Origin of the sequence: Pseudomonas sp. PA-1-3F, assembly GCF_021609665.1 — a bacterium.
Classification (GTDB): Bacteria; Pseudomonadota; Gammaproteobacteria; order Pseudomonadales; family Pseudomonadaceae; genus Aquipseudomonas; species Aquipseudomonas paracarnis.
In genome coordinates this window covers 25,074-38,533 of record NZ_WJZD01000001.1, presented here as the reverse complement: position 1 = coordinate 38,533, position 13,460 = coordinate 25,074, and the positions used below count along the sequence as shown (strand labels likewise).

The following is a 13,460-nucleotide window of genomic DNA, read 5'->3' as shown; positions in this document are numbered from 1 at the left end:
GCTAGTCTGCGGACATCTGCAATGCCGACAACAGCCTTCCACAAGAGCCCGGCGATGACTGATCTGTCCCGAACCCATGGGCCTGCCAGTGTGGTGATGCCGACCCTGGAAGGCCGCTTCTACCGGCCCCCGCTGCCTGACGGCTACGTGCTGCGCCCGCGCCTGTGCGAACGGCTGAATGCGGGCCTTGATGGGCGACTGTTGCTGGTCAGCGCGCCCGCAGGGTTTGGCAAGAGTTCGTTGGCGGTGGAGTTCTGCCAGGGCTTGCCTGCCCAGTGGCAAAGCCTGTGGTTGGGCCTGAGCCCTCGGGACAGCGACCCCGGCCGTTTCCTGGAGCGGCTGCTCGACGGCTTGCAACAGTATTTCCCGCAACTCGGCGCCCAATCCCTGGGGTTGCTGAAAATGCGCCAGCGTCACCAACCCTTTGCCTTCGAAGAATGGCTCGATGGCCTGCTCGACGAACTGGCAGTGCACCTGTCTGCACGTTCGCCGTTATTGCTGGTGCTGGATGACTATCACCTGGCCCAAGGCCCGGTGCTGGATCGCTGCCTGCAGTTTTTTCTCAATCATTTGCCTGATGGCCTGGTGGTGCTGGTCACCAGCCGGCAGCGTCCGGACTGGCACCTGGCACGCCTGCGCCTGTCGCGGCACCTGTTGGAACTGCATGAGCAAGACCTGCGCCTGACCCATGACGAGTCCCTGGCGGTGCTGGATGGACACGGCAATGCATTGCGCGGCGAGGCGTTGGAAAACCTGATCCGCCGTAGCGAGGGCTGGGTCGCCGGTCTGCGCTTTTGGCTGTTGGCGGCCTCCGAAGCCGGCAGTGAGAGCGCCTTGCCGCAAAGCCTGCACGGTGGCGAGGGTCTGATTCGCGATTACCTGCTCGAAGAAGTCATCGACTGCCTGCCTGCGGAGGTACAAGCGTTCCTGTACGACACCGCACCTCAGGAGCGCTTTTGCAGCGAACTATGCGACGCCGTCCGCGAGGCCCATGACAGCGCAGAAATCCTGCGCTATTTGCAGGCTCATCAAGTGTTCCTAGTGCCGTTGGATGAGCAAGGCCATTGGTACCGCTACCACCACTTGTTCTCCGACCTGCTGCGCACCCGCCGCGAGAAAAGCGCCACCTTGCCGCCGGCCAGTTTGCACTTGCGCGCCTGTCGCTGGTTTAACGCCCAGGGCTTGATCGACGAGGCGGTGGAGCAGGCGCTGCGGGCCGGGCATCTGGATGTGGCGGCGAACCTGGTGCAGAACCTGTCCGAAGAGCAACTGCTGGCAGAGCAGAATGTGGGCATGCTGTTGCGTTGGAAGATGGATTTGCCCGACAGCCTGCTGATCAGCACGCCACGTTTGATCGTTCTGTATAGCTGGGCGTTGGGGCTGGCGTGCCAATTGGATGCGGCACAGGAGCTGTCCAGTTACCTCAGCCGCTTCCTGCCTGCCCCGTCGGCCACCGCGCAAAAATCCATGTTGGCCCAGTGGTTGGCGCTGAGCGGGATTATTGCCCGTGGGCGTGGGGACCGTGAGCTGACCCAGCGCTATTGCCAAGAGGCGTTGGAAAGCCTGCCGCAAAAGCGTTACGGCCAGCGCCTGATGTGCCTTTCGACCCTGTCCAACCTGGCGATCGTCGATGCCGACCTGTGGCGCGCCCGTGGCCTGAACCGCGAATCGTTGGAACTGGCGCAGCGCGTCGGTAACCCCTTGTTTGAAGCCTTGGCCCATTACGACCGGGCCCGGGTACTGCAGGCGCGGGGGGAGATCCTGCGTTCCCTGGATGAAGTCCGTCAGGGCCTGGAGCGCTTGCATGGGCTCGCCTCCCAACGCCTATATGCCGTGCGCGCGCGCCTGTCGCTGTACGAAGGCTACCTGCTGCTGGTGCGTTACCAGCCCGAGGCCGGCCTGGCGCGTTTGCGCGCCGGCCTGGCCGAGGCCCGTGCCTGCCGCGATATCAGCGTGCTGATCGGGCACTGCGTCATCGCCAGCTTCGAAGGGCGGCGTAGGGAGTTTGCCAATGCTTTTGCCGAACTGGCCGAGGCCGAGCGCTTGATGCACATCTGGGATGTGCCGCCGATCTATTACCTGGCGATGATCACCCTGATCAAATGCGAGTTGTGGCTGGCCCAGGGGCGCACTGACCTGGCCGACGCCTGGCTGGCCCGCCTGGGGCAGACCTACAACGGCGAGCACGCCGCGGCGGCCCCCGAGTTTCATCCGCACCTGCCGCAACATATCGAGCTGCAACAAGCTGCGCTCGATGCCACGCGCCATCAGCCCGACAGCGCGCTGCAACGCCTGGAAGCGTTGGCCCAACAGGCCCATGACAGTGGGCGCCAGATGATTGCCCTGATGGCGCTGGTCCAGCAGGTGCAGTTACTTCTGGATAATGGCCTGGAAGCCAAGGCCCGGCCGGTATTCGCCCGTGCCCTGGAAGCCGGTTCGGGCGGTGCGTTGCAGCCGTTTCAACGGTTGTTGGAGGGTTATCCGCAGTGGATGCGCGATCAGTTGGGCAAGGATTCCCATGGGCTGCTCAATCAGAGCTTGCTGGCGTTGCTGCCCCAAGCCAGCGCAGTTGAAGCCATACCTCAACAGGAAACCCTCAGTACCCGAGAGCTGGCGGTGCTGCAACTGATTGCCCAAGGCTGTTCAAACCAGGAAATCAGCAACCAGCTGTTCATCTCCCTGCACACGGTGAAGACCCACGCCAGCCATATCAACAGCAAGCTCGGCGTGGAGCGTCGTACCCAGGCGGTGGCGCGGGCCAAGGCTATGGGCTTGCTGGCCTGAGCCCTGGGTTTATGGCGTGGCCGGGCAACCTTTGAGTGAGGTGTCGACGGTCTGATTGATCAGCGCCGCGAAACGCTTGAGGTTGTTCTGATGCGCCACCACCAACTCGTCGATGCTCGGCCCGGCAGGTGATTGCAAGGTGGTGCGGCAGGTCAAGGCCGGGCGATCGCCATTGACTTGCCTCAGGCGCCAGCGCACATCGAGCAATGCGTACTGCCCCGGTACCGAGTCAAACCGCTGCACGTCTACGCGTAACGCTACGGCTTGCCGGGCATTGCTGTTGGCCAATTGATCCACCAAGGCGCTCCTCAGTTCATCGGCGAGGGTGGCGGCCCACCATTGGGTTTCAAGAATCGCCAGGCCGCTGTCGCCCTGGCGAATCACGATCTGCGCACGGTCGACCTGAGGCGGCACGCTGATGCTCTCAATGCGTACACCGCCGGCCTCTGCACGCGTACTCGGGCTCAAGTGCGCCGGGGTCAGTGTATGAAAAGCGATGGGTTCACTGCGACAGGCACCGAGCAGCAGCAGGGCGCTCAGTAACGTGATCTTCAACGGCAATGTCATGGCGGCTCCAATGGTCATTTGCGGGGTGGCCCTTGCAGGTCCGTCGGTGCGGCGTTATCGGGGCGGCCGCGAATCAGCGACTCCGGATGCCGGCCCAGGTAATCCGAAAGCTCGCGCAGGGAGCGCGACATGCGTCCCAACTCGTCGAGGGTCTGGGTCAGTTGTTCACGCTGCGGCGAGTCTTCTGCCAGGGTTGAACTGGCCGATTGCAGGGTCTTGCTCACGTCGGCCAAGGTCGTCTGCACACCCGGCAGCGTCTTGGCGTTGAATTGCGCCAGGCCTTTGCGCAGTTCGACCAGGCTGGCGTCGAGGTTGCCGGCAATACGCTCGACAGGCAGTTGGCTGATCTTGTTGACGATGCCTTCGAACTTCTCTTGCAGCTGTTCCAGGTTGCCCGGGATGGTGGGGATGCCCACCGGACGCTGGTTCGGGTCGAACGCGACTTTCTCGGCCTTGGGGTAGAAGTCCAGGGCGATGTAGAGCTGGCCGGTCAGCAAGTTACCGCTGCGAGCCTGGGCGCGCAGGCCGTTTTCGATGAAGGTGCCGATCAGGCGCACGCCGGCTGCCTCATCGTCAGGGTTGTTGTTCATGGCCTTGAGCAACTTGGTGTGGGCCTCGCCGAGCAGTTGCGGGTAGATCACGATGCCGACATTGACCGGAAAGGTGCGCTTTTTCGCATCGAAATCCAGGTTGATCGACACAACCCTGCCGAACTCGACGCCGAGAAACTCCACCGGTGCGTCGACTTTCAGCCCGCGCAGGGCCTGATCGAAGCGCAGGACCATGTATTGCCCCCTGCCGTTGGGCGGGGCGAGGGCGCTTTGCTGGTCTTCGAACAATTCAAAGCTGCGACTTTCTTCGGCCGGTTTGTCATTGGGGTTGTAGGGCGGCGCCTGGAAGGCGATCCCGCCCATCAGCATGGAGGACAAGGATTCGGTTTTCAGCGCGAAGCCATTGGCACCGACGCTCAAGTCGACGCCGCTGGCATTCCAGAAACGCGTGTTCTCAGTGATGTACACATCATTGGGCGCGTGCACGAAGATTTCGACATTCACGCCCTTGCCCTCGTTGTCCAGCTCATAGGCCACTACCTGGCCCACCGGAATCTTGCGGTAATAGACGGGGGAGCCGATATCCAGGGAGCCCAAGGCCTGGGTGTGCAGGGTGAAGCGCTTGCCCGGCTCGCCGTAGGTGATGGGCGGCGGGTTTTCCAAGCCGGTGAAGTGTTTGGCGCGAGTCTCGGACTGGCCGATGTCTGCGCCGATGTAGTCGCCGGACAACAACGTGTCGATGCCCGACACGCCGCCTGCGCCGATGCGCGGGCGCACCACCCAGAATTTCGAATCTTCGCGGGTGAAGCTTTCGGCCTGTTTGACCAGTTCGACGGTGGCATTGACGCTTTTCTGGTCATCACTCAGGGCCACGGCGGTTACCTGGCCGATCACCACGTTGCGGTATTTGACCTCGGTTTTGTTGGCAACCAGCCCGCTGCCGGTCTTGAAGTTGAGTACGATGGTCGGCCCTTGTTGCATGACGCTGTGAATCACCAGCGAGATCCCCACCAGTACGGCGACAATCGGCACGATCCAGACCAGCGAGACACTGAAACGACGCGTCTTGATCACGGGTTGCCCCGCAGGGGTGTCAGCCTTGGATGAGCTCATCCGAGGTCTCCTCGTTATGTGGATTTTCCCAGATTAGCCGGGGATCAAAACTCATGGCCGCCAGCATCGTAAACACGACCACCAGGCCAAAAAACAGAATGCCCAGGCGCGGTTCGATCGTGCCCAGGGCTTGAAACTTCACCAGCGCGGCCACCAGGGCAACCACGATGACATCGAGCATCGACCAGTAGCCGATCAGTTCGATAAACCGAAACAGCTTTGAACGCTCCTTGCGCGCCCACTGGCTATTACGCTGCACGGTGACCAGCAGCAGCCCCAGCGACAGGAACTTGATACCCGGCACGGCAATGCTGGCGATGAAAATGATCAGCGCAATGTCCCAGGCGCCATGCTGCCAGAACTCCAGCACGCCACTCATGATGGTGCTGTCTGCGCCCGAGCCGAGCATGGTGGTGTTCATCACCGGCAGTAAGTTGGCCGGGACATAAAAGGCGAGGGCGGTGAGCATGTAGGCCCAGGTTCGGGTCAGGGACTGCACCTTGCGCCGATGCAGTGCGGCGCCACAGCGATCGCACTCGGTGGGCTCACGGCGCATGTCGCAGGGCTGGCCGCAGGTATGGCACAGGCACAGGTTCAGCTCGCGGGCGGTGGGCGGTGAATTCATACGGTGTCCCACAGGTCGCGTACATCGCGCCCGGCAATGCGGATCAGCAACAGGCTCAGGGCGGCCAAGGCGAACAGGCCGGTGCCAGGGATCACATCCAGCATGCCGGCCAGCTTGAAGACCGCGACCATCGCGCCCAGCAGGCACACCTCCAGCATGCTCCAGGGCCGGAGTGCTTCGAGCCAGCGCATGCACAGCTTGAATGCCGGCGAGCGCTTGCCGGCCAACGCGAAACTCAGCACCCAGATCAGCAACAGCAGCTGAAACACCGGCGCGATAATGATGGAAATCGCCGCGACCAAAGCAATGAACGTAATCGGCCCCAGGCTCAATGCAACGACTGAATCCCAGAGCGTCGCGCTGTTTTTCAAGCCCTGCAGGCTGATGCTCATCACCGGATAAAAGTTCGCAAAGGTCCACAGCACTGCGGCGGTCACCGTCAGGGCGAGGCGTTGCTGCACCGACAGGCCGTTATAGCGCTGCAGCACGCCAGAACAACGCACACACAGGGCTTTTTGATGTTTGGCGAGCGTGACTTTCTCGTACACGCAGTCGCAGTGTTCGCAGATGATCTGTTGATTCGCCATGGGTGTTGCTCCAAATGCGACTGACTGCAGCAGGGGATTTCAATGGCGCTTGCGTAGCTTAGCAGCGGATGGACCGCGTAATCGACTCCTTCCAGAGCAGGGCCAAGCTACACCATACTGCACTTGGAACGCGCCAGAGAGCTTGCAGGACACCCATGACTATTGAAAAACAACCGTTGATTCGCGAAACCTTTCCCGTCGGCCCGTTGCAGTGCAACTGCACCATCATTGGCGACCCGATCACTAAAAAAGCCATCGTGGTCGACCCCGGTGGCAATCACGAGTTGATCCTGGCGCGCCTTGATGCGCTGGGCCTGCAGGTGGTGAGCATTATCCACACCCATGCTCACCTCGATCATTTCCTCGCCTCCGGCCAATTGAAAGAAAAGACCGGCGCCACGCTGCATTTGCACAAAGATGATCAATTTTTATGGGACAACCTGGAAATGCAATGCCAGATGTTTCGCGTGCCCTACGTCCCGGTGCCGTCGCTGGATCGCTGGCTGGAGCATGACGAAGAACTGGCCTGCGGCTGTGGCGTAGCCTTGCACACCCCAGGGCATACGCCGGGCTCGATGAGTTTCTGGTTCGCCGACGCCAAGCTGTTGATCGCCGGCGATACCTTGTTTCGTCGCGGCGTAGGGCGCACGGACTTATGGGGCGGCGACCAGGCGACGATCGTGCGGTCGATCAAGCAGCGCTTGTATACGCTGGACGAGGGCGCGACGGTGGTCACTGGGCATGGGCCGGATACGTTGCTGGGCGATGAGATGCGGGAGAATCCTTTCGTGCGTGCGTGATGGCGTGATGGGTTGTCGGCTCTGATACAAGCCGGTACAGACACACAGACACAGGCCCGAGCCAAAGACAGCTATGCTTTACGCACCCCTCCACGGAATTTTTGCCGCTTGTCGCGTTCCAAACTCGGCACAGGTCCATTGCCAATGTCCTCTGCATCACAGAATGCAAAAGTAGGAGCTTCCTTCATGTTCACTCCGCGTCGTCTGCTTGTTGTCGCTACCGCCGTAGCCCTGTTGTCTGGCTGCGCCTCACCTAACCCTTATGACGGCAGCCAGGGACAGGCCAGCAATGGTTCCGAAAGCGGCATGAGCAAAACCGCCAAGTACGGCGGCCTAGGTGCGCTGGCTGGTGCATTGGCCGGTGCGGCCATCGACCATAACAACCGTGGCAAGGGCGCGCTGATTGGCGCAGTCGTTGCGGGTGCCGGTGCGGCGGGCTATGGCTACTACGCCGACCAGCAAGAGAAAAAACTGCGTGAAAGCATGGCGAACACCGGGGTCGAGGTGCAGCGCCAGGGTGACCAGATCAAGCTGATCATGCCGGGCAACATTACCTTCGCCACCAACTCGGACGCGATCTCCAGCAGCTTCTACCAGCCGCTGAACAACCTGGCCAACTCTCTCAAGCAGTTCAACCAGAACACCATCCAGATCGTTGGCTACACCGACAGCACCGGTAGCCGCCAACTGAATATGGACCTGTCCCAGCGCCGTGCGCAGAGCGTGGCCAACTACCTGACCTCCCAAGGCGTTAATGGTGCCAACCTGAGCGCACGCGGTGCCGGCCCGGATAACCCGATTGCCAGCAACGCCGACGTGAATGGCCGTGCGCAGAACCGTCGCGTCGAAGTCAACCTCGGCCCGATCCCTGGCCAGCAATACGGCCAGCCTGGTCAGCAGCAGGCGCCACAGCAGAACAACCAGTTTCAGGGCAATCCGTACCAGCAATACCAGTAAACCCTGGGCACTAAAAAGGGCGCCGTGCAGTCAATGCACGGCGCCCTTTTTTGATCGTTCCCACGCTCTGCGTGGGAATGCCCGCTCGGACGCTCCGCGTCCCACTGATGGCGCAAAAGTCGAGGCTTGTGCGGTGACGCGGAGCGTCACGGGATGCGTTCCCACGCAGAGCGTGGGAACGATCAGGCAGCTTCGATCTACATCAGTCGATGTATTCGAATACCTTGACGATCTTCTGTACGCCCGACACACCTTGCACCAGGTTGGCGGCGCGGGTGGCTTCTGCCTGGGTCAGCAGGCCCATCATGTAGACGATGCCGTTATCGGTGACGATCTTGATTCGCGAGCCTGGCACTGCACTGTCGGTCAGCATCTGGGCCTTGATCTTGGTGGTCAGCAAGGCATCGTTGCTGATGGCCAGCAGAGTGATCGGGTCCATGACTTGTAGTTCGTTGTGGACCTTCTTGACGCGTTGCACGCCGGCAGCGGCTTGCTCGGCCTGGGCCTTGAGATCGGCGCGGGGTGTTTGGCCTGCCAGCAGGACCACGCCGTTGAAGCTGGTCACCACGATGCGCGAGGCACCGTTGCCCAGGTCGGTAGCAGCCTTGGCGACGTTGACCTTGACCTTGGTTTCGATCAGCGAATCATCAATGGTGCTGCCGAAGGTGCGTGTGCCCCGGTCGTCCTGAATAGGGGTGTCCCGTGTAGCGGTGATAGCCGAGCTGCAGCCGCTGATGGCGACGCACAGCGTAATGGCCAAAAGACTGAGGCGATTAACGGTCATTCTTCACTCCCGAACAGTTGGCTGTCGATCAGATCGCACAGGCAGTGGATCGCCAGCAGATGAACTTCTTGGATACGTGCAGTGACATTGGCCGGGACGCGAATCTCCACGTCCTCGGGCAGCAGCAGCGAAGCCATGCCGCCGCCGTCGCGACCGGTCAAGGCTACGACAATCATTTCGCGATCATGTGCGGCCTGGATCGCTTGAATAATATTCGCCGAGTTGCCGCTGGTGGAAATCGCCAGCAATACATCGCCCGGCTGGCCTAGGGCGCGGATCTGCTTGGAGAAGATTTCGTTGTAGCTGTAGTCGTTGGCGATCGAAGTGATCGTCGACGAGTCGGTGGTCAATGCAATGGCCGGCAGGCTCGGGCGCTCGCGTTCGAAACGGTTGAGCAGCTCGGAGGAAAAATGCTGGGCATCGCCGGCCGAACCACCGTTGCCGCACGAAAGCATTTTGCCTTCGTTGAGCAAGGCATTGACCATGACCTGACTGGCTTGCTCGATGTGCGGTGCAAGTGCGTCCATCGCCTGTTGCTTGGTGTCGATGCTGGCCTGGAAAAGCTGGCGAATTCGGGATTGCATGTCCATCTGTGTGACCTTAAGTAGCGCGGCTGTTTGGCACAGGTAATGTGCAGCCCGCAATGCAAAGAGCAAAAGTGAGTGGTGAGGGTGCCCGGCGAATCAGCTGTCGAAGGCATTTTTAAGCCAGGTCAGATCAGCTGTGCCTGACGGGGTGCTTTCCATGGCAACCACATCGAAACGGCAGGGGCGGTCAGCCCAGTGATGCTCTTTTTGCAGGAAAAACTGCGCAGCGAGTATCAGCTTTTGACGCTTGCGCTCGTCGATACTGGCGAGCGCGCCACCCCATTGTGCGTGTTTTCTGTAGCGGACTTCGACGAATACTACTGTATCGCCGTCAAGCATGACCAGATCAAGCTCGCCGCGTTTACATAACCAGTTCTGCGCCAGAAGGCGCAGACCCTGTTGTTGCAGGTAATCGAGCGCATGCAGTTCGGCATCCTTGCCGCTTTGTGCGCTGGACCGCTGGGGCATCAGCGTGGGGTATCGGGCAGGCGCTGTATTTCGCCGCCGACGAACTTCGCCCACGGCATCTGGCGGTCCACGCGCTGGTTGGCGCTGATGCCCAGGTTGCCCGAGAGGCCGTCGACACGGGTGTCAGGCAGTGCCTTGAGCTGGCCCAGGCGTGGTGCCAGGCGGTAGGCATCGACGCCCATTGCGTAGAGGCGGCCCAGGCTGCCATTGGCTTGCGGCCATTGCGCCGCAACCTGGTTGCGCAGTGGGTCGGTGGTGTTGAGCAACCAAGGGGTTTCGCAGAACATCACGTTGGTCATGTCCAGGTACTGGTTACGGTCACCGCTGGCACTGAACACGTGGGAGGTTGCGTACACCGGCACATCGCCGGCGTATTGGAAGTTCAGGGTCGGCTTGATCTGCTGGGCCAGTTGTGGCGTGACAGCCAGGAAGATGAACTCGATGTCCTGGCGACGCGAAGGTTGGGCGGCTACGTCGGTGCCTACTGTGCTTTGCAGGCTCTTGGCGCGGCCTTCGCTCTTGCGCAGTTGGAACAGATCGGCGATCTGCTGGGCCAGGGCAACAGGCTGATCGACATATTCAACGCCCATGACAGTGCCGCCATTGGCTTCCCAATCCTGGCGGAACGCTTTGTAGACGCGCTCGCCCCATTCGCCACGGGGCACCATGGCGGCGGCACGGTGCAGGCCGTCGGCACGTGCACGGCGCGACACTTCGCGGGCTTCGTCTTCAGCGGCCAGGCCGAACTGGAACAACTGCGCCGGGCCTTGATCGGTCTCGCTGTAGTTCAGGGCTAGGGTGGTGATCGGCAGCTGCGGGCGCGCGCTGAGTTGCTTGACCAGCGGTTTTTCCAGCGGGCCGACGACCAGTTGCACGCCGGCGGCCTGGGCCGTGGCGTAGAAGTCGTCGAGGGAGCCCAGGCGCGAGCTGTCATAGAACTCGATGACCGGTGGCTTCTGCCCGGCTTGCTCAGCCTGGTAGTGAGCCGCCATGAAGCCTTCGCGCAGCGCTTTGCCCACAGCCGCCAGCGGCCCTTCCTGCGGCAGCAGCAGGGCGATCTTGTTCAGGGGCTGGCTGGCCAGTTCCTTGAGCTTGGTCAGCGGCGCTGGCAGTTGCACTGCAGCCGGGTGGCCCGGGTTCTGTGCGCGCCAGGTGTCGATGGCGGCTTGTTGTTGCTCCAGCGTACCGGCGCCCTTGACCGCCTGGGCCAGGGTGATCCAGCCATCGAGTGTCGGGTTGCCAGTGGCTTGCAGCTGTTCGGCTGGCAGCGCGGCAATCAATACCCAGATGGCCTCGTGGTTGCTGTTGGCAGCCTCACCCGTCAGCAGGGGCGCCATGGACACCCGCTCGCGAGCGGCGGCGAGGGTCTGCCCATCGGCTTCATAGGCACGTGCATGTACGGTACCGGTGCGGATCTGCTGGTCGGTCGGCAACTCCTTCAGGCTTTGCAGGCTGGGGTGGTTCAGCGCTGCCAAGGCCGCCTTGGGCTGGTTGCGCCCCATGGCCAGTTCTGCGGCCAGGGTGCTGGCAAATACTTGCGCGGCTGGCTTCAGGGCGTCCAGGGGCACTTGCGCAAGGATCTGCGAGGAGCGGCCGGGGTTGTTCTGCTGGTAAGCCAGGTCCGCCGCGCTCAGGCGCAGCAACGCGGCTTTTTCTGGCGTCTTGGCGTTCGTCGCCTGTTCGAGCAGTTGCTCGATACTGGCATCGGGCGTGCGTGGCAGTTCGCCAAGACTGGAGGAGGGCGAACTGGCGCAAGCAGCCAGCAAGGCAGCGAGGCAGAGGGCGGAGAGCAGCCGCAGGCAAGCGATCATGTAAGTGTTCCTGATACCGATCAAATTAGCGTGGAAGTGTACCCAAGCACTGGCCCAGGCGCGATGTTCATGGCGTTAAACCGTGGATTTAGGTCGTGCAAATGTTGTGTTTAGCTAATGGTGGCTGAAACGGCATCGGCCGTGATGGCATATTTTCAAGGCGTCTACGCGCTACAATGTGGCTTTTGCCAACCATCGAGGTGTGCGCTTTGACTGCTCCAGGTCCTTTGAATTCCACTGCTGGCTCGCTTTTTGTGGTGGCGACGCCCATTGGCAACCTGGACGACATCAGTGCCCGGGCGCTGAAAGTGTTGCGCGAGGTGAAATTGATCGCGGCAGAAGACACGCGGCACTCCCAACGGTTGATGCAGCATTTTGGTATCAGCACGCCATTAGCGGCCTGCCACGAACACAACGAACGTGAAGAGGGTAGCCGCTTTATCACACGTCTTTTGGCGGGTGATGACGTCGCGCTGATTTCCGACGCGGGCACGCCCCTGATTTCCGATCCTGGTTACCACCTGGTCCGCCAGGCCCGTGCCGCAGGTATCAATGTAGTGCCTGTTCCGGGAGCCTGCGCGCTGATTGCTGCATTATCGGCCGCCGGGTTGCCCTCGGACCGCTTTATCTTCGAAGGCTTCCTGCCCGCCAAGGCTGTAGGGCGTCGGGCGCGTCTGCAGGCACTTAAAGAAGAACCGCGCACCTTGATCTTCTATGAGGCTCCGCATCGTATCCTTGAATGCCTGCAAGACATGGAGCTGGTGTTCGGCGGTGAGCGCCTGGCCTTGCTGGCCCGAGAGTTGACCAAGACCTTCGAAACCCTCAAGGGGTTGCCGCTGGAGGAGCTGCGAGCGTTTGTCGAGGGCGACAGCAATCAACAACGTGGTGAATGCGTGGTGCTGGTAGCAGGCTGGACCGCGCCGGAGAATGAAGATGCGGTGGGCAGCGAGGCCATGCGCGTCCTCGATTTGTTGCTCAAGGAAATGCCACTCAAGCGCGCCGCCGCCCTGGCAGCGGAAATTACCGGCGTGCGCAAGAACGTGTTGTATCAGGTCGCGCTCGATAAGCAGAAGGCCGAATAGTTCCTGGGGCAAATCTGTATTTCGTCTGAACGTGATGGCAATGCCGCACTTTTAATACTTGTCCTCAAGCCGCCGTGCCGTTAACCTGCGCGGCGGAGAGTCGATTGGACAGTCGCTGCCCTCTATGAAAATTAGGGGGGGGAGGAAAGTCCGGGCTCCATAGGGCGAAGTGCCAGGTAATGCCTGGGAGGCGTGAGCCTACGGAAAGTGCCACAGAAAATAACCGCCTAAGCACTTCGGTGCCGGTAAGGGTGAAAAGGTGCGGTAAGAGCGCACCGCACGACTGGCAACAGTTCGTGGCTAGGTAAACCCCACTTGGAGCAAGACCAAATAGGGTCCCAAGGCGTGGCCCGCGCTGGGACCGGGTAGGTTGCTAAAGATGTCCAGTGATGGCCATCGTAGACGAATGACTGTTCAAGACAGAACCCGGCTTACAGATCGACTCTCCACCTTTTTTCCTTGCGTTCGAATCTCGTGCGCAAACCCGGTAGTAACGCAAGAATCCCTCCCTGCCAAATCATTGGCAGATGCATCTTCGTAATACCAAAAAAATCTTACTCTTAATAAATTACTTTAACTTTAGCCTCTAGCTCTCTGAGCCATTTGCCGTTGTTGAGTCAAAAACATCGCCAAACTCTCGTTTCTCCTCCTTTTGCACTCCTAAATCTCCGTTCTGTAAGGCTTTTCCTTGAATACGCGCCTTGACGGTGTGGTGGGCGCATTCCTATAGTGTGCGCAAGTGGC

Annotated in this window: 12 protein-coding genes and 1 other RNA gene; 5 read left to right on the top strand and 8 right to left on the bottom strand. The window is 60.9% G+C overall.

Features of this window, described 5'->3' with window-relative positions; all coding sequences use genetic code 11:
• Positions 1-54: 54 nt before the first annotated feature.
• Positions 55-2,784 (top strand): LuxR C-terminal-related transcriptional regulator, encoded by a 2,730-nt coding sequence (locus tag GIV26_RS00170; protein WP_236279298.1) that lies wholly within the window; start codon positions 55-57, stop codon positions 2,782-2,784.
• Positions 2,785-2,793: 9 nt separating this feature from the next.
• On the opposite strand, the gene GIV26_RS00165 is transcribed toward GIV26_RS00170, so the two are convergent.
• From GIV26_RS00165 to GIV26_RS00150, 4 genes are read right to left on the bottom strand one after another with little or no spacing between them, the layout of a single operon-like run.
• Positions 2,794-3,351, bottom strand: coding sequence for a PqiC family protein (locus tag GIV26_RS00165; RefSeq protein ID WP_186607363.1), 558 nt, complete (start codon positions 3,349-3,351; stop codon positions 2,794-2,796).
• 14 nt (positions 3,352-3,365) lie between these two features.
• Positions 3,366-5,015, bottom strand: coding sequence for a PqiB family protein (locus GIV26_RS00160; protein ID WP_073524099.1), 1,650 nt, complete (start codon positions 5,013-5,015; stop codon positions 3,366-3,368).
• Positions 4,996-5,640, bottom strand: coding sequence for a paraquat-inducible protein A (locus tag GIV26_RS00155; RefSeq protein WP_054919304.1), 645 nt, complete (start codon positions 5,638-5,640; stop codon positions 4,996-4,998). The genes GIV26_RS00160 and GIV26_RS00155 overlap by 20 nt, the downstream gene beginning before the upstream one ends.
• Complete coding sequence (locus GIV26_RS00150) at positions 5,637-6,227, bottom strand: paraquat-inducible protein A (RefSeq protein ID WP_057976879.1); 591 nt, start codon at positions 6,225-6,227, stop codon at positions 5,637-5,639. Before GIV26_RS00150 ends, GIV26_RS00155 begins: the two co-directional genes overlap by 4 nt.
• Positions 6,228-6,382: 155 nt before the next feature.
• Between GIV26_RS00150 and GIV26_RS00145 the strand changes: the two genes are divergently transcribed.
• Positions 6,383-7,027 carry an MBL fold metallo-hydrolase gene (locus tag GIV26_RS00145; RefSeq protein WP_236279297.1) on the top strand — a complete coding sequence of 215 codons (645 nt, stop codon included), beginning with the start codon at positions 6,383-6,385 and terminating at the stop codon, positions 7,025-7,027.
• Between the two features lie 186 nt (positions 7,028-7,213).
• Positions 7,214-7,984, top strand: coding sequence for an OmpA family lipoprotein (locus GIV26_RS00140; protein WP_019816951.1), 771 nt, complete (start codon positions 7,214-7,216; stop codon positions 7,982-7,984).
• A gap of 202 nt (positions 7,985-8,186) precedes the next feature.
• Here the strand turns inward: GIV26_RS00140 and GIV26_RS00135 are convergent, their stop codons facing one another.
• The 4 genes from GIV26_RS00135 to GIV26_RS00120 form a co-directional block, all read right to left on the bottom strand.
• Positions 8,187-8,768 (bottom strand): BON domain-containing protein, encoded by a 582-nt coding sequence (locus GIV26_RS00135; RefSeq protein WP_003188655.1) that lies wholly within the window; start codon positions 8,766-8,768, stop codon positions 8,187-8,189.
• Positions 8,765-9,358, bottom strand: a complete 594-nt coding sequence (locus GIV26_RS00130) for a phosphoheptose isomerase (RefSeq protein WP_236279296.1) — start codon at positions 9,356-9,358, stop codon at positions 8,765-8,767. Before GIV26_RS00130 ends, GIV26_RS00135 begins: the two co-directional genes overlap by 4 nt.
• Positions 9,359-9,451: 93 nt before the next feature.
• The gene (locus GIV26_RS00125; protein WP_054898902.1) at positions 9,452-9,823 is read right to left on the bottom strand and encodes a YraN family protein; all 372 of its coding nucleotides are present in this window, start codon (positions 9,821-9,823) and stop codon (positions 9,452-9,454) included.
• A complete protein-coding gene (locus GIV26_RS00120; protein WP_236279295.1) occupies positions 9,823-11,634 on the bottom strand; it encodes a penicillin-binding protein activator in 1,812 nt (603 codons plus the stop codon). Before GIV26_RS00120 ends, GIV26_RS00125 begins: the two co-directional genes overlap by 1 nt.
• Before the next feature lie 176 nt (positions 11,635-11,810).
• Between GIV26_RS00120 and rsmI the strand changes: the two genes are divergently transcribed.
• On the top strand, positions 11,811-12,716 hold the full coding sequence (gene rsmI, locus GIV26_RS00115) for a 16S rRNA (cytidine(1402)-2'-O)-methyltransferase (protein ID WP_020301255.1): 906 nt from the start codon (positions 11,811-11,813) through the stop codon (positions 12,714-12,716).
• 96 nt (positions 12,717-12,812) lie between these two features.
• Positions 12,813-13,166, top strand: an RNA gene (gene rnpB, locus GIV26_RS00110) — RNase P RNA component class A.
• Positions 13,167-13,460: the final 294 nt, after the last annotated feature.